Consider the following 22201-nt stretch of genomic DNA (forward strand, 5'->3'; position numbering starts at 1 on the left):
GAGTCAATATTTGTTTTACATCCATAACCGCTCATTTAAACCGGATCTTTCTGATCCAATTTAAATTAACCATTATGGGATTTCTTTTAAACACTTATTTATTCCTTACCGAATCAAAAGATATCATGGTAGGAAGTTTTATTGGCTCAAATGTAAAACCGAACAAAGTCGACAATTATGGGGCTGAGATTAGAAAAGGAATTCTATCAAATCATCTTATTACAAACTTTAAAAGGTCACATTTGAGTTACCTTGCGAGCCAAAAACGTTTAAGTCCCAAGTTTTCAAAATACACAGAGGATGTCGTGGATCTCTTGTATGACCACCTTCTAGCATCTACCTGGAAAGAAAGAAATGAATACCCTTTTGTTGATTTTATCCAAAATCTTTATCAGGATTTGCTGGAATTTCATTCTGTATTTCCTTATAAAATGAACAGGCTTTTGCCTTTCATAATCTCAAATAATCTATTTGGTCTACTTGAGACTATGAATGGGGTTCATAAATACATAAAACTAATGGCCAAACGAGATACGTTGAAAGGAAATTTCGAATATGCTATCACAGACTTTCTTGAAAACTATGTTGAATTCAGAAATGATTTTAAAGTTGTCTTGAATGACCTATCTGATTTTGTCCAGACAGATTGTAAAAAGAATCTTGAAGAGATTTTTCAGGGTAATACTCCTCAGTTTATCAAAACTTATAAGTAAAGGATACTATTCCTGTTTGGTTATAATATGTTGGAATGATAGAAATATTTGCGTCTTTCTTTCTTTTATGAATTTCCGGAATTAAAATTCCTAAGGCAACGCCAATTGGAAGGCCAGCAATAATATCAGTTGGGAAATGCTGACCGTTTTGGTATCTGAAGTATGCGACAAGTGCAGGAGGAATCGACGCTGCTGTCCATATGATCCATTCATTTTTCATATCAGGGTAATAATCATGAAGGACTTTTGCTGCAAAAAAAGTGGAAGCCGCCGCCGCCGCCGGATGTCCTGCAAAGAATGAGTTTAATGCACCTTTGCCTGTCCTTTTCTCCATTTCCACCTCTGAATTGTAAACATAAGGACGTTTTCTTCTAGTCTGACTGACTCCCCAGGTGTATATGACGCCCATTGCGCCCATTGTTTCAAGGTAGAGCGTTACTATTTTTAGTCCATCATGCCTTATATTTTTGTCTGCGAGTGTTAAAAAAGGAAGGGCTATAGCTGTATATAAAGCAGCATCTGAATATGTTCCAGCAATACTTTGATTGTTGCGTGCAGCTCCTCTGTCAAATGCATTGACATCTTCAGGACTAAGAGTAACCACATAAGCACTGTCCAGTCTTGGTTTGGCTCTCAACTCTTTTAATCCTAGATAGCTAAGTCCGCCTGCTACAGGAATTGAAATAACATCAATTGCTCTGACTCTGTAAGGACAGGTCTGTGAGAGGCAAACATTAAAAATATTTAATAATATAAGTATCCCGGTTAGTACTACCTTTATCATTTTCAAAAAACTTGCAGTGATTAAGATTTAACCTCTTTAGTATTGAAAATGTTAGTCCGGGTATTTATTCTTCATTAAAATTGATGTTTTTTCCTAAGGTACCTTTCCAACGTTTCCAGAAACTTTCTCTTTCGGTTATACTAATAAAATTTTGAACTTGAGCCGTTGAGTCTATGATCTTTGGATCAATTTTGTTGATCTGTTTTAGTGTGTCGAATACAATAGGAATATGGGCTACATCAAGTTTAAACTTCTTGCCAAACCTTCTTAATAGTTTATCCTGATAAGGATCTGTTGCCAGTGCTATTCTTTTAAACCCCATTTTTTTTGCCAATTTATAAGAGTAATAAAGATTTTCAGTACTATGCTCAGCTTTGGTTTCTGCAAAAATATTCTCTTTGGGAATACCAAGGGCTTCACCATATAGTGCCATGATTTTACTCTCTACATAGGGTGTGTATACAGCACTTCCAGAATAAATAATGTTTTTGGCGATACCTTTCTTGTAAAGATATTCAGACCAATAGACCCTTATTTTCATTACCGGGTGCCAATTGCCATTGTCATATGGATAGGGAATTCCAGGCACAATTATGACATCATATGGTTCTGATTTCATCGCCTGATTAAGGTATCTCTCAGGTTTTCGTGTTGCACAAGAAGTTAGAATTGCTAAAAAATATAATAAGCCTAATGGGAAAAAATACTTTTTCATAATAATAAGCATTTAAAATTTACTTATGATTTTACTTAAGTCAAAGCGTCGGCCAGCGTAAAACCTAATGTTGCCAAGGTGGTAATTTATTGACGAATGCTCTGAGTTGTCCATTGAAATGTTATCTGTAGTTAGGTTAAATCCAGCATAAAACTTTCCTCCATTGTATCCTGTTGCAACGCGGATTTGTGACCTGAAAGCAATTTTTGTTTTACTATAAAAATAGTCAAGATTCTCTTTTTGTCCTTCAAAATTTACAAATGCTATACCTGGAATTGTAGAAACAGTTATGAAGAAATGTTTACGAATTACTAAAGTATACGCATAACCAACACCGGCACCAAATGTTAGAGTTTTTCCTTTGATCAGATATGCCTTATCATTAAAGGCAGATTCCATTTGAATTGGTATTATGCTTGAATCTGACTGAAGGTTAAAGAAGTTTATATAACCCCCAAGTAGCAGTGAGCCTGCTCTATGCTTTTGAGCTTCATCCTGGTTGAATGCAGCCCGATATGAAAAACGGCTGGAATTAAGTATGTAATAAAAACTTCCTCCTAAAGCTACTGTTGCAATATCCGGTCTTTTAGGGTAAGGATCATATTTTGAATTCCAAGAAGGATTCAGTTCTTTCGCATTTTCAATATAAAAACCCTTGTAAGTCTGAAGGTTCAGATCGACAATGGTTTTCCTGCCGTATCTGCTGGCATGCAAATCCCTCTGGTATGTTTTACCATACTTATCATTATCATTATTAATGAAAGGTAGATTGAAGGCGAGTTCAAGACCGATTTTTTGGTAATATCCTGCAAACCCCATCGCAAGGCTTTCATTTGGTTTGTACTTTAAACTTCTTTTGCTGTTTTTATCGTAAATATTAAAGTTATTGCCTCTGGTAATAAATGTTGCTTTGGTTGTTAGAAGATTGGAATAACTTATAATATACAGTGTGTCGTACTTTGGTTTTTTGCTATTTTGCTCTTGAGAGAAACTTAAATGAGTTGAAAATAAAATGATTACTAAAGTGAAGAGCCTGAAAAAGGACATTTGTATGTATTTCTCAATAAAATTTCTCAAAAGATACATATTTCCGTCCTATTTTTCTGTATTTAAAGTTTGAACATGGGGTTTACTAACATAGGAACGAAGTAAAATTAAACATTATTTAGCTTTCCCTATTTTACTTTGGCTGGCTTTTATTAAGAGTATTCTTATGAATAAATGAATAAAATTGTCAAATTTAAGTCAGTATAAAAGGAGTTATATTTTTCTGAGCAATGAAAATTACCATCAGCGACGATATCATTAAGGATTTTTCAAAAGCTTCTTCCAGAGAGTGGTTGGAAACGAATGGCTTAGGAGGATGGGCAAGCGGATCATTATCTGGTGCAAACACCAGGAGTTATCATGGAATGTTTGTGGTCGCTACAAATCCTCCTGTAGGAAGGATGGTGCTAATTTCAAAACTTGAAGAATTTATTAAGTTTAAAGGAGTAAAGTTTGAGTTAAGCGCCAATCAGTTTCCCTCTAATATCTGCGCTACAGGACTGGAATATTTTGAAAAGTATGAGCAGGAGTATTTTCCTGAATTCCATTATAAAATCGGTGATAAGATTGAAATAGTAAAAACTATTGCTGCTATCTACGAAGAAAATACAATCGTTGTAACTTATGAGGTAAAGAATGCTGTAGATGAATTTGAACTTGAGTTAAAGCCTTTTATATCTTACAGGGATTACCATGGATTGATCAAAGAGAATAAAAACTTAAAATGGGAGGCTGTATTTGGAAATGACGTTCTGAAAATGGATCCTTATGAGGGTTTGCCACCTTCATATATATTTCTTAAAAACTCAAATTTTAAATTTGCCCCAGCCTGGTTTCTCAATTTTGAATATAGAGAAGAGCAAAACAGAGGCCTTCAGTTTTCTGAAGACTTATTTAGTTATGGTAATTTCAGCGTTAAACTCAAGCAAGGAAATAAAATCGGTGTGATTATTTCTGACAAAGATCCTTCCAGAAAAGATCCTTTTAAACTGATTTCCGCTGAAAGAAAACGTAGAGAAAAAATCACCAGAAATATTCCATTTAAAGATGACCTTTCTCAGAGACTTTCTATCGCTGCTGATCAATTTGTTGTGAAGAGAGGGAAGAATCTTAAGACAATTATTGCAGGTTATCATTGGTTTTCAGACTGGGGAAGAGATACAATGATTTCATTACCAGGTATTTGTCTGGTGACCGGGAGGTTTGACGAAGCTAAAAAGATTCTTAAAGCTTTTGCTAAAAGTATAGACATGGGAATGATTCCCAACAGATTTCCGGACGTTGGGGAGGAACCTGAGTATAACACAGTAGATGCTACTTTATGGTTCTTTATTGCAATTAAAAAATACCTCGATTATTCAGGAGATAAAACTTTTGTATTGAAAGATCTCTATTCTTCATTGAAAGACATTATTCAATGGCACGATAGAGGTACAAGGTATAACATCAAGGTTCAGGAAGATGGTCTGCTATATGCAGGGCAGAATGGTGTACAACTTACCTGGATGGATGCGAAAATCGGTAATTGGGTTGTTACACCAAGAGAGGGTAAAGCTGTTGAAATTAATGCGCTTTGGTATAATTCTTTAATGATCCTTGGTGAACTGGCAGATCTCAAAGGGGAATTGAAGGCCAGTCGTCAGTTTTACGAAAGGGCAGGGCATATTAAAAAAGCCTTTCTTGATGCTTTTGTAATAAAAGGTCAGGGATACCTGTATGATTATATTAACCAATACGAACATAATAGTTCTGTAAGACCTAATATGCTTTTTGCTATTAGTTTACCTTATCCACTTCTGGATGAAGAACTATCTGCTTCAATACTAAAGATCACAGAAGAAAAACTTTTAACTCCTGTCGGACTAAGGAGCTTGTCTCCTGATGATCCTCAATACAAAGGTAACTATTCTGGGGATAGACTTGCAAGAGATGGAGCTTATCATCAGGGAACTGTTTGGGGATGGCTGATCGGACCATACATTACTGCAAAAGTCAGGTTGGAGGGAGATAAAGGGAGACAGGATGTTGAGCAATGGATACAAAATTTTCAATATCATCTGAGCGAGGCTGCAATAGGCAGTATATCAGAAATATTTGATGGGAATGAACCTTATGCTCCTAAAGGATGCGTAGCTCAGGCATGGAGCGTTGCAGAACTTCTAAGAGCTTATCTTGAAGATGTTAAGGACGTCTTTAAGAAGAAATAGTATGTTATAAAAAGAAGTTAGTAGCAAACTTGAATACAAAGTTATCTCCAAAATGTGGTAACGCATAAGGACCATATCTGAGGAAGACACCGGCACCTATACCTAATCTCAAACCAGCTAGGTTTATAACAACAACATTGTTAAGGAAAGAGCCTCCTTCAAAATATCCCTTCTCCATCGTTTTGAATGGAATCTTTTGTTGATATTCTGGATGAGATAAACTTCCGATACCAATATTATTGATGATCCATAGTGAAGGAGTAATTGACCTTGTAATAAATAATTTTCCAAAATCGTGAGAAAAGAATAAACTTGCATATTTATTACTCAAAAACTCATTGAATTTCATGGTCTCAAAGCTGTTGTGAAATACAACAGATGTGTTTCTGTAGCTACCCTTTTGATTATAGAGTTTCATATAAGGTGCATCTCCGGTAATTATACCTGTCTCCAGCTGAATGCCCGTTTTCCCCAGGAAAAGAATTCTCAATGTTTCCTCAATCTTTAAGGCAAATCGGTTATAATTAAAATCTCCAAATACACCTTTCTTAAATCCTTTCTGCCAAATAAAAGAAACGACAGGGTAGTTAGTCGGCTGAGGATACTTTCTTTTTAATACATTGAAATACTGTTCCCCAAATGCATATCGAAATCCAAATTTAAATTCTGTAAAATTAAACTTTAAGCTGTCGACTCCTCTGTAAACGTATTCATAAGTGGGTCTATGCTGACTGTTATCAAAGGAAACCATCATATCCATGTTTTTAAATGGATGATAAGCGATTGAATTTTCCTGCTCAAAAACAAGATCTAATATTCTTAACCAGAATTTCCTCAGTGCTTCACTGCTATACTGATATCTGTTATAAGGATAGAAATTGGCTCCAGCCTCTCTCAAGTCATAAGAGAATCTGGCATTAAAAGATAGTGGGACTTCATAAAAGGGTTTATAGGTAAAGTCTGCTCCATATTTAAATTTTTGATCTCTTATGCCATAGCCAATGTAGCCTCCGTATTTGATTTTGTCTGAGTATTTTTCATTGGTATGTGCTCCAAAACCAATCCTTGTCCCTTCTACTTTGTTAAATGTCAAAAGTCTGTTTACATCTATATCTATCTTTCTAAAAGGAAGTTCTCCGTAAAATACCTTTTCTCCAAATGTCAAGAAATTTTCGACATCCTTTTTATACTTAAATGATTCAAAGTAATAATAGGTAATAGAATCTGCATGAGTAAGAGGCTCTTTTCTTATAGTCTTCCAAAACTGCTCATCTTTCTTGTTGGCACGTTCAGCATAGTTGAGAATGACTTCATTAAAAGCTCTTTTATGCAGATATGCATTTAGGTTTACATCAAAGATGTACGAGTTTCCATTGGCTATATACTTTTCTGTTCCTCTTGAAAATACGATGACCGTTTTGGTCCTGGAAGGAAACCAGACATTTTTGTTTAGGTGGAATTGATAGGACTGAAGTAGTTTTATTTCAATTTTCCCTTCTTCATATGGAGAAACATTCAAATGTTCTATAGCATATTTATTACTATTTATAAACACAGTTCCTTTCAGTCCGTCAAAATATCGATCACTTCGTGGATTAAATTTGATAACATAAACAGTGTCTTTATTAGGATAAATGGTATCTATCAGGTTGAATGCATATCTGTGAAATACATCTCTGTTCAAAGGGCTAGGATAGCTTTTGCCGGCAATGTTAAGGTAGTCTTTATATAAAGATGCATTTTGTACCTGGTTGGCTTGAACCATCAACAAAGGAAGATCAATTCCTGAAGATTTTGCACCATCCAATTCTTCTCTTTGATGCAATTGGTCTATAAATTTTTTTTCGCTGGATGTTTCAATCAGAATGAAATGCTGTTCTTCTTTTAATTTTTTAAATGAAAGAGAAAATTTCTTGAAAATGAGACTGAGAAACTTATTTGATTTTTCAACTTCAGTGGTGGCAAGGCTGAATTTATTATAGGTTTTGTAACTATAATAATGCATTTTCTCTGGGTTGTTCAGATCTTTATGATCCATTACTTTTTTAATAATCTCAGTTGCAATAGGATCAGAAACCTTTGATATCTCAAAAAATAAAAACTTATTAAGCTTTACAGATTGACTAGTGTCAAAAGGAGGAAAGATAGTCACTGGTCTGTGCATGTACAGATCAAATGTTATCTTCTTTAAAGAGAATTTATTAGCAATAGCAAAATTGCCATCTATATCTGATAGATAATCCAGAGAATCATTTACTCTGATGTGGACAAAAGGAAGAGAGTTACCTGAAAATGTTTCTTTTACAGTTCCTTTTAATGTGTCTGTTTGAGCAACTAGTATTTGGGATAAAAAAAGCAGGATTATAAAAATCCCTGTGCTTGTTAAATTTTTTAAAAGTACAGGGTACACATTTTTCATTTCTGATCAGATAGTAGCTTTTTTAAATGATTTAAAGATTCCTGATTGTTAGTCTCTAAGATAGTTCTTTTTAAACTTTGTTTTTCCCGAGTTGTTAAGTGCCAGCTCAAAACAGCTCTTTCTGCCGTTTCTTTCTTTTCAACTTCCTCCGGATTAATTTTCTTCTCTTTCAATATACCCCAATATCTGGGCTTGGGAATATATTCGAAATTTACAACGTTGATTTTCCCATCAAACCAGCCATAGGCACCTTCAATCAGATTATCGTTATTGAAGTCTTGAAGATAATCCCAATTATTATATAAACTTCCAATTGGTGTAAACATTTTTTGAAAAATTGAAGCTTCTGCTTTTTTCTCAATAGGACTATCTTTCTGAGAATCCCTGATGCATACAAAAACGACTCCACTAGTGTTTTTGCTTATCCATTCTCTGAATACATATAAAAATCTCACAGCATCTCTGATTCCAAAGTTATCTGCAATTCCGGCATCCATAATTTCCATTGATGGGGTACTGGGAAGTTCCACATTCGGCGTGACATATGGGAAAGTGGCGCTCATTCGCATAGCACTTAAAAATCTTAAGTTCTTAGCGTCCTGCTTCTCATAAAATCTTTGAAACTCTATTCCTTTTATCTTCTGGTTCAGATCCGCTTCCTCTGGAGGGGAGGTAGTCATATAACTGCAATGCTGACTTGAAATGAATAATTTCCTTCCATCATTAATGACTGTTGGAGACATTATAATTAAAGGTATAAGAGCATTTTGTTCCGGAGTTTTATAGTCACATACTTTTTTATCGAGTACATGGTCGAGATTGCTATTAAGCTGTTCTTCGAATGCATAGCCTCTGTCTTTAAGATATTCGTAGTTTCCGTAATTGAACTTCTGGAACCTGAAAAAAATATCATTTACAACTAAGCTGAAAATGACAGGGTTGAGAACATCTTTTGTGATGTTGGTAAAAGCATGATCGGAATATAGGTCAATACTTTCTCCTTGTTTTTTTCTGAGGTATAATTCTCTGAAGTAGCTTGCTCCAACCATACCTCCCGAAGCTCCTGTCATAAGAATTGAATGATCAAGAAGTCCGCCATTAAGCGTACTATCAACATATTGCAACGTTCTCGTAGTCCAGGCAGCAGCTCTTTGACCACCTCCACTGACACAGATAAAGACCATTTTGGGTTTTTCTGGTCCTGAAAATTTATTTTTCCAGTTATTAAGAATTAGAGTGGTGGAATCAGTATCAGTTTTAAAGTTTGAATCATTACTCAGATCATTAAGCCTTTCAAGGCTATATTCTGCGGGAGTATTATTGTAATTGATTCCATAGGCCTGGTATTTGGAATTGATGATATCATATTTTACCAGAAAGTTGAAAATAACCAATGCTGCAACCAGTGCAGTAATCGCCCAACCTCTGAGCCAATAAGAGAAAGCTCCGGTAAACATGATAAAGATCGAAAAGAAAAGTATTCCACTTGCAGCTGCTGGTATTTGAAAATAAGCATTATCCCTGAAAAGTCCGAGGATGATTATGACTATAATGACAAAAATTTCAACAATAACTGCATTAAGGTGATTCTGATCAAACACCTTTAAAAGAATTTCCTTATCATAATTTTTGTATGGCTCAACCTTGATGAATCTGAAAGGAAAATCCAGGTAATGGTTTACAATATATTTATTCTTTTTTGCATTTTTTAACTTTCTTAAAACATTGACTCTGTTGATGTTTGTCTTTTTTAACTGTCTGTCAAGGTTTGAAGCAAGTTCTTTGAATATATCCTTATTGGTAGATCGGAAATAAAAAAGTAATAAAAACAGCGTTACAAATACGCCCAGAAGAAAACTGGCTACTTCGAGGAAAATTTGGGAATTGGTTTGAAAGCCGCTTTTGAACTGAAATCGAACAATATTGATTGAATAAACTATTAGAAATGCCAGAGGTATTATACTGTTATTCAGGCAGAATTTTGTAAATGGACGGGCTACAGTGCCAAGGAAGTTAAAACGATAGCTATCAAGGATGTAGGTGGTAATGTGAAAGGATAAGATAAATATTCCAACAGCTACCCCAATAATAAAAAAGCCCTTGTAATTCACCTTATTTATGTATTCCGGGTCAAGGAACAAATAAGGAATTCCTAAAATGTTCCCAATATTTGAAGTGACAAAACCAAACAGAATGAACCACAAAAGCAGAAGTATCTGATTTTTCTTAAAATGATTAATCAAAAGTTGTGCAGGGAAGGAATAATATAGATCCTCCAGGGTCTTATTCTTGCTCATTCTGTTCATGGAAACACAATTCCTCCTACATATACGAAAAGGACAATTTTAAATATTAAAAATTATTAAAACAATTAGATAAATATTAAACGGGGTATTATTTTTTTAGTATCCAGAATTCATAACTTTGTAGTTGATTTACTGAAATGGAAAATATTAGAAATTTTTGCATCATAGCTCACATTGATCACGGAAAAAGTACCCTGGCGGATCGTCTTTTAGAATTCACCAATACTGTCTCTAAAAGAGAAATGCAGGCGCAGGTCCTTGATAATATGGATCTTGAGAGGGAAAGAGGAATTACAATCAAGAGCCATGCTATTCAGATGAACTATGTGTACAAAGGAAAAACCTATGTACTTAATCTGATAGATACACCCGGTCACGTTGACTTTTCTTATGAAGTTTCCAGGTCTATAGCTGCTTGTGAAGGTGTTTTACTTTTGGTTGACGCTTCTCAGGGGATTCAGGCCCAGACTATTTCAAATTTATACCTTGCACTTGAGCACGATCTTGAAATAATTCCTGTATTAAATAAAATTGACCTTCCTGGTGCTATGCCTGAAGAGGTAAAGGATCAGATGGTAGATCTTGTCGGATGTTCCAGAGAGTCAATTATCCCTGCCAGTGGTAAAGATGGAACCGGTGTTGATAAAGTGCTTGAAGCAATTGTTGAACGAATTCCAGCTCCTAAAGGCGATAAAAATGCGCCACTACAAGCCCTCATTTTTGACTCAGTTTATAATTCGTTCAGAGGTATAGAGGTAATATTCAGAGTTTTAAACGGCACAATCAAAAAAGGAGATAAAGTTAAATTCGTTGCTACTGATACTGTTTATCACGCTGATGAAATCGGTGTTTTAAAACTTGATAAAGATCCGCGTGCGGTCGTAGAAGCGGGAGATGTGGGATATCTTATTTCGGGGATCAAAAGTGCAAAAGAGGTAAAAGTTGGTGATACAATTACAAGCTTTGATAATCCTACAAAAGAAGCAATTGTTGGTTTTGAAGATGTAAAACCAATGGTTTTTGCCGGAGTGTATCCTGTTGAAACCAGTGACTATGAAGATTTAAGAGAGGCTATCGAAAAGCTTCAGCTGAATGATGCATCCCTTGTTTGGGAACCGGAAACTTCTGCTGCTCTTGGATTTGGCTTCCGTTGCGGTTTCCTTGGAATGCTACACATGGAGATCATTCAGGAGCGTCTGGAGAGAGAATTTGACCAGACTGTTATAACTACAGTCCCTTCTGTGTCATTTCACGCATTCGATAATAAGGGAGAAATGCATGTAGTAAATGCTCCTTCTGAAATGCTTGATCCTTCAAAGCTTAGTCATATTGAAGAACCATTTATAAAAGCTCAGATTATAACCAAGTCAGAATATATCGGAGCAATTATGACTCTGTGTATGGAGAAAAGAGGGGTATTAAGAAATCAGGTTTATCTGACGACTGACAGGGTAGAAATGATCTTTGAGATGCCTCTTTCTGAAATGGTGTTTGACTTCTTCGATAAACTTAAAACGATTTCCAAAGGATATGCTTCTCTCGACTATGAATTGATAGGATATAGAGAGTCTACAATGGTGAAACTGGATATTCTTCTAAATGGAGATAAAGTAGATGCTCTTTCTGCTATTGTTCACAGAGATAAGGCGTATGAGTGGGGTAAAAAACTTTGCGAAAAACTAAAAGAGTTACTTCCAAGACAGCAATTTGAGATTGCCATTCAGGCAGCAATCGGTGCTAAAATCATCTCCAGAGAAACTGTAAAAGCATTGAGAAAAGACGTTTTGGCAAAATGTTACGGTGGAGATATCTCCCGTAAGAGAAAACTTCTGGAAAAACAGAAAAAAGGTAAGAAGAGAATGAGACAGGTTGGTAATGTGGAAATACCTCAGGAGGCATTTATGGCTGTCCTTAAAATTGACTAATATTATTTGTTTCGAATACCCATGAGTGAATTAAAAATGACTACCCAACTGATCGACGGAAAAAAAGTTTCGCATGAAATTAAACAAGAAATAGCAGTAGCTGTAGAAAATATAAAGAATAACGGAGGCAAAATTCCGCATCTAGCGGCGATACTTGTTGGAGATGATGGTGCAAGTCATACTTATGTTGGAGGCAAGGTGAAAAGTTGTGAAGAAGTAGGTTTCAGATCTACTCTTATTACTTATGAATCCAGTGTTTCTGAAGAAACGCTTCTTGCTAAAATTGAAGAAATTAATAATGATCCTGAAGTGGATGGACTGATCGTACAGCTTCCATTACCAAAGCATATTTCAGTAGAAAAAGTAACTGAAAGAATACGTCCTGAAAAAGATGTTGATGGGTTTCACCCGGTAAACATTGGAAGAATGAACAAAGGCCTTCCTGCCCATATTTCCGCAACTCCTAATGGTATTATGATGCTTTTGAAGCGTTATGGAATTGATACTAAAGGGAAACATTGTGTTGTGGTAGGCAGAAGTAATATTGTCGGTTCTCCGATGAGCATACTTATGGCAAGAGACAGTGAGCCCGGAAATGCTACAGTTACATTATGTCATAAAAATACGGTCAACCTTGCTTCATATACTCTTCAAGCCGATATTATTATTGTAGCCGTAGGTATACCAGGATTAATTAAAGCGGACATGGTAAAAGAGGGTGCTGTAATTATCGATGTTGGTACTACTAGGGTTCCGGATGCTTCTAAAAAAGCAGGTTATGCTATTAAAGGTGATGTGGACTTTGACGCAGTTGCTCCAAAATGCAGCTATATCACTCCCGTTCCGGGAGGAGTAGGTCCAATGACCATCGCTTCCCTGTTATTAAATACACTTGCCTCCGCCAAGGGTGATGTCTATCAATCAAGATATTAATAAAATACTAGAACATTCAGGTTCCATCCTTCCGGTGATGGAATCTTTTTATACTATCCAGGGAGAAGGTTACTTTCAGGGAAATGCTGCATATTTTATCCGGCTTGCGGGATGTGATGTGGGATGTCACTGGTGTGATGTAAAAGAATCCTGGGAAATAAAAGGACACCCTGTTTTTTCTGCTGAAGAAATTGCACAGGCAGCATCTGTTCATCCGGGCAGAGTGGCTGTAATCACAGGAGGAGAACCTCTGATTTATCCCTTAGAAACATTAACTGAATCTTTAAAGAAATTCCAATTCAGAACCCATATTGAAACCAGTGGAGCCTATCCTCTTTCAGGTACCTGGGATTGGATTTGTCTTTCTCCTAAAAAGTTTAAAGCGCCTCATCAGTCTGTTATAGAAAATGCAGACGAGCTTAAAATAATCGTTTTTAATAAGTCAGATTTTGATTGGGCAGAGCAGTTTGCCAGGCAGGTAAAGCCTGGATGCAAGCTGTATTTGCAGCCGGAATGGTCCAAACAAAATGAAGTGCTTCCGCTTATTATTGAATATGTAAAAAGTAATCCTCAATGGAATATTTCGTTACAGATTCACAAGTTCATGAACATTCCTTAATGAATCTATGAAATCAAAGATCTTCTTTTCTTTTATCTTTCTTCTATTTTTCTCTTTATCCGCTTCTTTCGGTCAAAACTACAGCTCGACAAATAAAAAAGCCATTGGTCTGTTTCAAGAGGCAGAAGAGCTTGTTCGTTTGCGTAAGTTTAATGAAGCAATAAGGGCACTTCAGGCTTCTATTGATAAAGATCCTAATTTTGTTGAAGCGCACTACAAACTAGGCGGTATATTTAAGCTTCTAGGGAATTCAGAAGAGGGAAAACAGCATTTCTACAAAGCAGCAGCTATTCTGCCTAATGATAAAAGGTTTTATTTCGGATACTTTACTGCAGCGGAGTTTTACTTTAACGACGGAGATTATGAGTCTGCTAAAAGGTATTTTCAGATGATGCTGGATCTGAAACCTAACGATAAAAAGATAACAGATGAAGCAACTCAGCTCTTGGCGAAAGTTGAGTTCGGCATAAAAGCTAAACAAAATCCATTACCATTTAAACCTGTGATTATGAGCTCTAAAATCAATAGGTTTTATATCCATGGATATCCTGTACTTACAGCAGATCAGCAAACAATCATTTATTATAAGAAAAATGGTCTTACTCACAATGATGATGAAGATATCGTTGTTTCTGATAAAGTAAATGGTGAATGGTCCGATCCGTATTCCATTTCAACCAATATTAATACGAAGTTTAATGAAGGTGCAGCATCCTTATCTGGAGACGGTAAAGTACTTGTGTTTACATCATGCAACAGACAAGATGGCTTTGGCTCTTGTGATTTGTATGTCTCCTATAAAATCGGAGATGCCTGGAGCGAACCAGTAAATCTTGGTGCTAATATCAATTCTCCTACATGGGAATCTGAACCTACGATTTCTGCTGATGGTAAAACAATTTATTTTTCATCTCTAAGAAGGGGAGGTTTTGGAAAAGAAGATATCTGGTACACAAAGATGGATGAAAATGGTGAATGGTCTCCTGCGAAAAACCTCGGAAAACCAGTAAATACTTCTGGTAGAGAAGTTGCTCCTTTTATTCATGCAAATGGCAAAAGCCTTTATTTTTCTTCTTCTTATCATCTTGGTATGGGAGGATTGGATATCTTTTCTTCAGAGCTAACAGATTCGACCTGGTCTGAACCTGCAAACCTTGGATATCCTCTTAATGGTCCAAGTAATGATGCTACCATATTCATTACCTGCGATAGCAAAAAAGGCTTTTATACTGTTTATGAGAAAAAGGATATGAGAGTATCCAAAGCTTTTCTTTATGAATTTGATGTTCCGGAGCAAATTCAGGAGAAACATAAAAGCACATATTCTAAAGGAAAAATATTCGATGCTGTAACTAAAAATCCACTGGGGGCAAAGATTGAGCTGGTTGACCTGAAAACAGGTAAGGTTACGCAATGGGTAAAATCTGATAGTATAAATGGTGGTTATCTTATTGTTTTAACAGAAGGATCAGAATATGCTTTACACGTAAGTAAGCCTGGTTATATGTTTAAGAGCGTACACTTTGACTTTAACAACCCCAAAGTATTTGATGCTCTTGCTTTAGATGTTTATCTGGACCCGGTGAAAACAGGCGCAGCTGTAGTTTTGAACAATATATTTTTCCCTTCAGGATCTTTTGCATTAGAAGAAAAATCAAAAACTGAACTGGATAAGATCAGTGTTTTCTTAAAGCAAAATCCAAAAGTGAATATAGAATTCGGAGGACATACGGATGATGTCGGAGCTGATAAGGACAATCTCACATTGAGTACTAATCGGGCAAAGTCTGTTTTTGATTACCTGGTAAAATCAGGTGTGACTGCTACAAGAATGAAATTTAAAGGTTATGGGGAAACAAAACCAATTCAACCTAATACTTCGGAAGAAAACAGACAAATTAATCGAAGGATAGAATTTAAAATTTTATAAATACATTCATAAAATACTCCGATGCCTCGGAGTTTTTTATTTTATGAACATTCCCAAATCTCAAAAAGCAGGAGTTTTTTTCACACTTTCCCAAAAGCTCCAAAATGTTAGCACAAAGCTCCGTCATCTGACCCAAAAGTTCCAAAATGTTAGCTCAAAGCTCCGTCATCTGACCCAAAAGCTCCAAAATGTTAGCTCAAAGCTCCGTCATTTGACCCCAAAAGCTCCAAAATGTTAGCTCAAAGCTTCGTCATTTGACCAAAAAGCTTCAAAATGTTAGCTCAAAGCTTCGTCATGTTACCAAAAAGCTTCAAAATGTCAGTTCAAAGCTCGGTTATTTGACAAAAATAGCTCCAACGTATCAGCTCAAGATTCCCTCAAGCCAGCAAAAAGTTTCATTTAGGCCTGAAATATTATTGCTTCAACAAAATACAGGCAATAGTAGTCTAATTAATAAATGAGATTTCTCTGTTACTATCTTTTATATCTGCCTTATGGAAAATAAACAATTATTGCTTACTGCTTACCGATATATGCAAGTCTCTGTTCAAATGTCAAAATTGTATGACAAGGAAAGGGAAGCAGTCAGGTATATTTATGCTTCTTCCAGAGGGCATGAAGCTATTCAGATAGCAACTGGACTTCAATTATTACCTTGCGATTTTGTTGCTCCATATTACAGGGACGATAGCTTAATGTTATCAATGGGCTTTACTCCATACGAATTGATACTTCAGCTTCTCGCTAAAAAGGATGATCCTTTTTCTGCAGGTAGAACTTACTATTCTCATCCAAGCAGTAAGAGAGACGATAAACCCAAAATTCCACACCAAAGCAGCGCGACAGGTATGCAGACCATTCCGGCAACAGGTGCTGCATTAGGTATGCAGTACTTTGAAAAGATTCAATCTCCTTTGCTTAAAAAAGGACCAGCCAATGAGTCTCCAGTTGTAGTATGTTCTTTAGGGGATGATAGCATGACAGAAGGAGAAGTAAGTGAAGCATTACAGTTTGCAACTTTAAAACAATTGCCAATCTTATTTCTGGTACAGGACAATAGCTGGGGGATCTCTGTAACCAGCGAAGAGAGTAGGGCCATGGATGCCTATGACTTCGCGGGAGGTTTTAAAGGCCTCAACAGAATGCGTATAGACGGAAGTAACTTTGAAGAATCTTTTGAAGGAATGGCTAAGGCATTGAGCTATGTTCGTTCAAAGAGGTGTCCTATCCTTGTGCATGCTGTGGTTCCTTTGCTTGGACATCACAATTCCAATGTTCGAATGGAAGTATATAGAAGTGAAGACAACCTTGCGAGACATGCTATGAATGATCCAGCATTTAAGCTCAGACACCGGCTGATTGATATGGGGGTATCTGAGGATGAGCTGAAACGATTGGAAATGGAGGCATTAAATGAGGTCCTGAATAGTTTTGAGAAGGCTCAACAGGCAGAAGACCCTGATCCTATATCTGTACTGGATAATGTTTTTGCACCAACAACTGCCCTTGTTGAAAAAGGTAATCGCACTCCGGCGAATAAGCCAAAGGTTTCTATGGTTGAAAGCGCACTACATGCTATTGAAGAGATTATGGAGTCGAACCCTGAATGCATTTATTATGGTCAGGATGTTGGACGAAGACTTGGTGGAATGTTTGGTGAAGCAGCAACACTTGAAAATAAATTCGGAAATGACCGTGTATTTAATACACCAATTCAGGAAGCCTTTATTATAGGCTCAACAGCGGGCCTTTCTGCAATTGGAGTTAAACCAATTGTAGAAATTCAGTTTGCTGACTATCTGTATCCTGGAATGAATCAACTGGTAACTGAAGTGTCAAAATCTTGCTATCTCAGCAATGGAAAGTTTCCTATAAGGACATTAATAAGAATACCAGTAGGAACAAGTATTGGAGGAGGACCTTATCATTCAGGATGTATTGAATCATTACTGTTGACAATAAAAGGTATAAAGGTTGTTTATCCATCTAATGCCGCAGATATCAAAGGATTAATGAAGGCTGCTTTTATAGATCCGAACCCAGTCATTATGCTGGAGCACAAAGGACTCTACAGAAGTAAAATTCCAGGAACCCAGGATGCCTATATGGTAGAACCGGATGCGGACTACATACTTCCATTAGGAAAGGCAAATCTGGTATTACAAACTGAGAATCCCGACAGTGTCACAATTATCACTTATGGACTTGGAGTCTACTGGGCAAAAGAGGCTGCACAACTATTTAAAGAAAAGGTTGAAATTATTGACCTGAGAACATTATACCCATTAGATGAAAGCCTGATTTATAAAGTTGTTAAAAGGTCTGGGCGGTGTTTGCTATTAAGCGAAGCACCTTTAGAAAATTCCTTTATTCAGGCACTGGCTGGTCGTATTCAGAAATCCTGCTTTGAATATCTCAAAGCACCTATCTATACAATTGGTGCCTTGAATGTTCCAGGGCTACCAGTAAATATTGGATTAGAGAATGCTGTATTGCCGGATATTCTCAAAATTTCGGAAGGGATCAATGATTTGTTAACCTATTCAAGACAAAAAGAATTTATTTGAAAAGTCTTTAGATAAAATTTCTCTACATCATTAATCTGGCTTTTGTTAAAAAGGATTTTAAAGCCAGTAAATATTTTTTCTAAAACTATTAATTACTTTATATTTATTTTTGATGGCTTTTATCGTTATCAATGATAAAGTTATTTTATAAAGTAAGCACATTTTTAATAAAGAGCATGATTCATATTTACAGGGCTAATGCATTCGGTGATGTTTTATGGGCAGAGCCTGTAGTCCGTTATCTCGTTTCAAAGAATCAATATGTGAATGTCATTACCAACTATCCTGAGGTTTTTCAGAACTATCCGAGCCCATATCTTCTCTTAAACAAACCTATTCCAAAATGGAAAAAGAATTTATTGAAGGCATTGCCTTTTCTAGGGTTTTCAAAGAGGATAATTAAGCTGGATATGGCATATGAAAAGACTCCTAAGATCCATGTTTTAAAAGCCTACTTTAAGGCTGCAGATATTAAAAATGAATCTTTATCTCTTCCAAAAATATATTTGTCTGAAGAAGAAAAGAAAAGATTAATTCCTGAAAAATATGTAGTACTTCACATCGACAAAAATCCTTTAAACCATAGAAATATCTATGGTGTGAATTGGAAAGAAGTTGTTAAATATATTCAAGGATTAGGGTTGAAAGTAATTCAGATATCCAAAAATGGAGATGAGCTTTATGGGGAGTGGTACAAAACCCGTGATATGAGAGAGGTAATGTCACTTGTTTACAATGCATCATTATTTGTAGGATTGGATTCCGGACCAAGTCATATCGCAGGGTGTTTTCAAATACCATCAGCAATATTTTTTGGGTCAGTTAATCCTGAATTCAGACATCTGGATAATAAGAATAAAATATTTTTACAGCAACCGTGTGAATATGCGGGATGCTATCATGAAGTGATAAGTAGTCGTGGGAAAGATTGTCGTTTAGTTGGAGCCGAAGGTATTCCAAAATGTTCTCTTCATACTACTGAACATGTTTTAAGTGCATTAAAACAACTTTCTTCTCAGATCGAACTTTAATAGAAGATAAAAAGCAGAGATGCATTAGTGCTTCTCTGCATAATTCTTCAGATTCTGCAAACCTTTATCAAAATCTTTTTCAAGCATATCCTTTACCATAAAACCAAAATATCTTCCAAAGGGATAGTCCAGGTTGCCTTGATTTTTCCAGGTTACTTTAGTACCGCCTTCAACAGGCTCAATAGTAAAATCAACTTCAGATTCTGACTCCATTGGTGTAGTTGTTATAAGTCTTGAATGAACCATTGTTGGGCTTTTGGTTTCAGTAATAATAATATAGCCTTTACCTGTTTTCTGTCCTTCCCAACTATATTTATGACCGGAATGTGATGGCTGTCCTTCTACAATTTTCTTGGTTGTAGAATCTGTCTCAGACCAGGGATTCCATTCCTTAAAATCATTGTAATCAGAAATCTCTTTGTATAACTTTTCAGCAGGTTGCTTGATTACGAGACTCCTTTGAACGGTATAAGTTTTAGGAAAAAATAATGCTACGATAAAGATTAAAAGCAGAAAACCCAGTAAAGAAAGGAGTATAGTTCTGGCAAGTTTCATAGAGTTTTATTTTGTCGCTTAGTTTGAAAAGTAATAATTGATTTCAAAATGGTTTGTTCTGAAAAAGAGCTTAAAATGAAAACTTGCTTTAAATTAATTCTTTTGGTTTAATAATCAAATTGTTGTATGTCTTTATGTATTATGAATTTAAAATCGATAGCACGTTCTATCTGTCATCGCCTTATTGAACTTGCTTTAAAGCTCTTAATCTGTATAATAACGGTGGATGAGAATAATGCATAAATACATATGCAGGATGTGGAGTCAGGTTGCTGAGGTTTTTTGTAGATAGTTTTTTTAGAGCTTCCTGAAGTGCAATACTACTATATGTAACAGCAGCAAAACGGTCTGCTTCATATTCATTTTTTCTCGAAATAATATTCATCACTAATCCAGTAATGTGAGATATGGGAGTATACAGAATTCCGAAAGCAATTAAATTGATGTGAATTGCTAAATGATCCGCCCCCAGAGCTTCCGATAAATTTGTATTAAAGATGAAATAGGAGAGTAGAAAGAGCATGAATCCGGCTTGTATAATACCAAGGATTAGTCCAGTAATGATATGTTTTTTCTTGAAATGACCAATCTCATGCGCTAAGACTGCAACCAGCTCCTCTTTGGTATGATTGTTAATCAAAGTGTCATAAAGAACCACTTTTTTCTTTGGTCCGATACCAGAGAAGAATGCATTTGCTTTGGAAGATCTTTTCGAACCATCTATAACAAAGATATTTGTTATAGAGAAATTGTTAGTCTTACTATACTCTTCAATTGAGTTTCTTAGTTCACCGCTCTCAAGTGGCGTAAGTTTGTTGAATAGCGGAACGAATATACTGGTATAAAACATATTGATCACAAGCATTACCACAGATAAGATGATCCAGAAGTAAAGCCAAAAGCCAGGACCTATACTGGTAACCATAAAAATAAAAAGCCATATCAGTAGACCGCCTAGCAACCCGCCAAGAAGATAACCTTTTAACTTATCCAGGATATATGTCTTGATAGCTGTTTTATTGAATCCGAATTTTTCTTCAATTACAAAGGTCTTATACAAGGAAAAAGGAATATTGATAATGTCAGAAAACAGGAAGAGGATACCAAAAAATACTAATGCTAAAGAAGTAGGATTATGAAATTTTAAACTTAATTGTTTGTCCAGCCATCCAAAAGTACCGGTGAGAATGACAGTGATAATAAGCAGAAAGCTCAACGTACTTGATACAAAACTGAATTTGGCATTGGCAGTAAAATAATCCTGTGCCTTCTTAAATTCTTCTTCAGTATATAAGTTTTTTAACTCTTCGGGTAAATCGTTTTTTTGATGTTTGAGATTTAAATAATCAAGAACCTGTTCAAGTATAAAATCAAAAGATAGTATCCCCAGAATAATGTATAAAAGACTTTTAGAATCCATCAGAATTAAGCTTCCTGCTATTATAAATTTTTAATAATATATTTTGTTGATAAGGTAATTCTTTACGTAATCATTCACACCTTCTTCAAGTGTATGGAATGGTTTGGAATAACCCGCAGCCTTTAACTTCTCCATTTTGGCTTCAGTAAAATACTGGTACTTGTCACGGATGTCAGCCGGAGTGTCTACAAAACTGATATCTTCTTTTTTACCCATTGCCTTAAAGGTATTCTTGGTTAAGTCAAGAAATGTTCTCGCCTTTCCGCTTCCAAGGTTATAGATACCGGAATGCTTTCTGTCTCTCATCAGGAACATGATAACATCCACAACATCTTTTACATAGACAAAATCCCTCATTTGCTCACCATCCTTAAATTCAGGATTGTGGGATCTGAATAGTTTCATCTTGTCACTGGCGCTTATCTGATTGAAGGCATGAAATATTACACTGGCCATTCTGCCTTTGTGATATTCATTAGGGCCATAAACATTGAAGAATTTAAGCCCTGCCCAGAAAAAGGGTTTTTTAGGTTGATTCAGTGCCCAGATATCAAAATCATTCTTAGAATCACCGTAAGGATTTAATGGCTTAAGTTTTGGAATTACGGCTTCGTTATCTTCATATCCAAGTTCTCCAAGTCCATAAGTAGCAGCTGAAGATGCGTATACTAGCGGAATTTGATAGTTAACACATGCATTCCATATTTTTTGCGAATATTCAACATTAAGTTTATCGAATATTTCTTTGTTAAATTCGGTAGTGTCAGTTCTGGCACCAATATGGAAGATGAACTCAACATGCTCATAGTTTTTGTCAAGCCAGTTGAAAAAATCATCTCTGTGTACTTTTTCCTGTATCTTTTTTCCAACCAGGTTTTTATTTTTTTCTTCATTGCTGAAATCATCTACAGCAACAATATAATTGAAGTTTTCAGCATTTAATTTACTGATAAGGCAGCTACCTATAAATCCTGCTGCTCCGGTCACAACCATCATAAAACAAATAGTTTCTTTTTGTAGGGTGAATTTT

At 35.8% G+C, this 22201-nt stretch carries 16 protein-coding genes; 8 read left to right on the plus strand and 8 right to left on the minus strand.

The window, feature by feature from the left end; all coding sequences use genetic code 11:
• Positions 1 to 74: 74 nt before the first annotated feature.
• Complete coding sequence (locus tag K350_RS0117430) at positions 75 to 713, plus strand: ACP phosphodiesterase (protein WP_028981000.1); 639 nt, start codon at positions 75 to 77, stop codon at positions 711 to 713.
• Here the strand turns inward: K350_RS0117430 and K350_RS29370 are convergent.
• The 3 genes from K350_RS29370 to K350_RS0117445 form a co-directional block, all read right to left on the minus strand.
• Complete coding sequence (locus K350_RS29370) at positions 697 to 1497, minus strand: phosphatase PAP2 family protein (RefSeq protein WP_051313266.1); 801 nt, start codon at positions 1495 to 1497, stop codon at positions 697 to 699. The two genes, K350_RS0117430 and K350_RS29370, sit on opposite strands and share 17 nt — an antisense overlap.
• A gap of 64 nt (positions 1498 to 1561) precedes the next feature.
• Positions 1562 to 2212: a YdcF family protein gene (locus K350_RS0117440; RefSeq protein ID WP_037576258.1), complete on the minus strand. Its 651-nt coding sequence runs from the start codon at positions 2210 to 2212 to the stop codon at positions 1562 to 1564.
• A gap of 12 nt (positions 2213 to 2224) precedes the next feature.
• A complete protein-coding gene (locus tag K350_RS0117445; RefSeq protein WP_028981002.1) occupies positions 2225 to 3259 on the minus strand; it encodes a DUF4421 family protein in 1035 nt (344 codons plus the stop codon).
• 230 nt (positions 3260 to 3489) lie between these two features.
• On the opposite strand from K350_RS0117445, the gene K350_RS0117450 reads away from it, so the two are divergent.
• Positions 3490 to 5466 (plus strand): amylo-alpha-1,6-glucosidase, encoded by a 1977-nt coding sequence (locus K350_RS0117450; protein WP_051313268.1) that lies wholly within the window; start codon positions 3490 to 3492, stop codon positions 5464 to 5466.
• Between the two features lie 4 nt (positions 5467 to 5470).
• On the opposite strand, the gene K350_RS0117455 is transcribed toward K350_RS0117450, so the two are convergent.
• Together K350_RS0117455 and K350_RS0117460 are read right to left on the minus strand one after the other, a co-directional pair.
• A complete protein-coding gene (locus K350_RS0117455) occupies positions 5471 to 7885 on the minus strand; it encodes a DUF5686 family protein (RefSeq protein WP_028981004.1) in 2415 nt (804 codons plus the stop codon).
• Entirely contained in the window at positions 7882 to 10182 is a 2301-nt protein-coding gene (locus tag K350_RS0117460) for a patatin-like phospholipase family protein (RefSeq protein WP_037576261.1), read from the minus strand. Before K350_RS0117460 ends, K350_RS0117455 begins: the two co-directional genes overlap by 4 nt.
• Positions 10183 to 10328: 146 nt before the next feature.
• Between K350_RS0117460 and lepA the strand changes: the two genes are divergently transcribed.
• The 6 genes from lepA (at position 10329) to K350_RS0117495 (ending at position 19196) form a co-directional block, all read left to right on the plus strand.
• On the plus strand, positions 10329 to 12116 hold the full coding sequence (gene lepA / locus K350_RS0117465) for a translation elongation factor 4 (RefSeq protein WP_028981006.1): 1788 nt from the start codon (positions 10329 to 10331) through the stop codon (positions 12114 to 12116).
• A 21-nt stretch (positions 12117 to 12137) separates the two neighbouring features.
• Positions 12138 to 13049, plus strand: a complete 912-nt coding sequence (locus K350_RS0117470; protein ID WP_028981007.1) for a bifunctional 5,10-methylenetetrahydrofolate dehydrogenase/5,10-methenyltetrahydrofolate cyclohydrolase — start codon at positions 12138 to 12140, stop codon at positions 13047 to 13049.
• Entirely contained in the window at positions 13027 to 13668 is a 642-nt protein-coding gene (locus tag K350_RS0117475; protein WP_245598672.1) for a 7-carboxy-7-deazaguanine synthase QueE, read from the plus strand. The genes K350_RS0117470 and K350_RS0117475 overlap by 23 nt, the downstream gene beginning before the upstream one ends.
• A 7-nt stretch (positions 13669 to 13675) precedes the next feature.
• Positions 13676 to 15598 (plus strand): OmpA family protein, encoded by a 1923-nt coding sequence (locus K350_RS0117480; RefSeq protein WP_028981009.1) that lies wholly within the window; start codon positions 13676 to 13678, stop codon positions 15596 to 15598.
• Positions 15599 to 16092: 494 nt separating this feature from the next.
• Positions 16093 to 18165, plus strand: coding sequence for an alpha-ketoacid dehydrogenase subunit alpha/beta (locus K350_RS0117490; RefSeq protein ID WP_028981010.1), 2073 nt, complete (start codon positions 16093 to 16095; stop codon positions 18163 to 18165).
• Positions 18166 to 18341: 176 nt separating this feature from the next.
• Positions 18342 to 19196: a glycosyltransferase family 9 protein gene (locus K350_RS0117495; RefSeq protein WP_162144190.1), complete on the plus strand. Its 855-nt coding sequence runs from the start codon at positions 18342 to 18344 to the stop codon at positions 19194 to 19196.
• A gap of 24 nt (positions 19197 to 19220) precedes the next feature.
• Here K350_RS0117495 and K350_RS0117500 read toward each other — a convergent pair whose 3' ends face one another.
• The 3 genes from K350_RS0117500 to rfaD form a co-directional block, all read right to left on the minus strand.
• Positions 19221 to 19751 carry an SRPBCC family protein gene (locus tag K350_RS0117500; RefSeq protein WP_028981012.1) on the minus strand — a complete coding sequence of 177 codons (531 nt, stop codon included), beginning with the start codon at positions 19749 to 19751 and terminating at the stop codon, positions 19221 to 19223.
• A gap of 181 nt (positions 19752 to 19932) precedes the next feature.
• A complete protein-coding gene (locus tag K350_RS0117505) occupies positions 19933 to 21171 on the minus strand; it encodes a M48 family metallopeptidase (protein WP_028981013.1) in 1239 nt (412 codons plus the stop codon).
• A gap of 30 nt (positions 21172 to 21201) precedes the next feature.
• Positions 21202 to 22167, minus strand: a complete 966-nt coding sequence (rfaD, locus tag K350_RS0117510; protein ID WP_028981014.1) for an ADP-glyceromanno-heptose 6-epimerase — start codon at positions 22165 to 22167, stop codon at positions 21202 to 21204.
• Between the last annotated feature and the right edge of the window lie 34 nt (positions 22168 to 22201).

It is taken from the genome of Sporocytophaga myxococcoides DSM 11118 (genome assembly GCF_000426725.1).
Taxonomy (GTDB): Bacteria; Bacteroidota; Bacteroidia; order Cytophagales; family Cytophagaceae; genus Sporocytophaga; species Sporocytophaga myxococcoides.

Coding starts and splice junctions, on each gene's coding strand:
- K350_RS0117430 (WP_028981000.1), top strand. CDS start 75: ATGGGATTTCTTTTAAACACTTATTTATTCCTTACCGAATCAAAAGAT.
- lepA (WP_028981006.1), top strand. CDS start 10,329: ATGGAAAATATTAGAAATTTTTGCATCATAGCTCACATTGATCACGGA.
- K350_RS0117500 (WP_028981012.1), bottom strand. CDS start 19,751: ATGAAACTTGCCAGAACTATACTCCTTTCTTTACTGGGTTTTCTGCTT.
- K350_RS0117505 (WP_028981013.1), bottom strand. CDS start 21,171: ATGGATTCTAAAAGTCTTTTATACATTATTCTGGGGATACTATCTTTT.
- K350_RS0117460 (WP_037576261.1), bottom strand. CDS start 10,182: ATGAGCAAGAATAAGACCCTGGAGGATCTATATTATTCCTTCCCTGCA.
- K350_RS0117490 (WP_028981010.1), top strand. CDS start 16,093: ATGGAAAATAAACAATTATTGCTTACTGCTTACCGATATATGCAAGTC.
- K350_RS0117470 (WP_028981007.1), top strand. CDS start 12,138: ATGAGTGAATTAAAAATGACTACCCAACTGATCGACGGAAAAAAAGTT.
- K350_RS0117440 (WP_037576258.1), bottom strand. CDS start 2,212: ATGAAAAAGTATTTTTTCCCATTAGGCTTATTATATTTTTTAGCAATT.
- K350_RS0117455 (WP_028981004.1), bottom strand. CDS start 7,885: ATGAAAAATGTGTACCCTGTACTTTTAAAAAATTTAACAAGCACAGGG.
- K350_RS0117450 (WP_051313268.1), top strand. CDS start 3,490: ATGAAAATTACCATCAGCGACGATATCATTAAGGATTTTTCAAAAGCT.
- rfaD (WP_028981014.1), bottom strand. CDS start 22,167: ATGATGGTTGTGACCGGAGCAGCAGGATTTATAGGTAGCTGCCTTATC.
- K350_RS29370 (WP_051313266.1), bottom strand. CDS start 1,497: ATGATAAAGGTAGTACTAACCGGGATACTTATATTATTAAATATTTTT.
- K350_RS0117445 (WP_028981002.1), bottom strand. CDS start 3,259: ATGTCCTTTTTCAGGCTCTTCACTTTAGTAATCATTTTATTTTCAACT.
- K350_RS0117480 (WP_028981009.1), top strand. CDS start 13,676: ATGAAATCAAAGATCTTCTTTTCTTTTATCTTTCTTCTATTTTTCTCT.
- K350_RS0117475 (WP_245598672.1), top strand. CDS start 13,027: ATGTCTATCAATCAAGATATTAATAAAATACTAGAACATTCAGGTTCC.
- K350_RS0117495 (WP_162144190.1), top strand. CDS start 18,342: ATGATTCATATTTACAGGGCTAATGCATTCGGTGATGTTTTATGGGCA.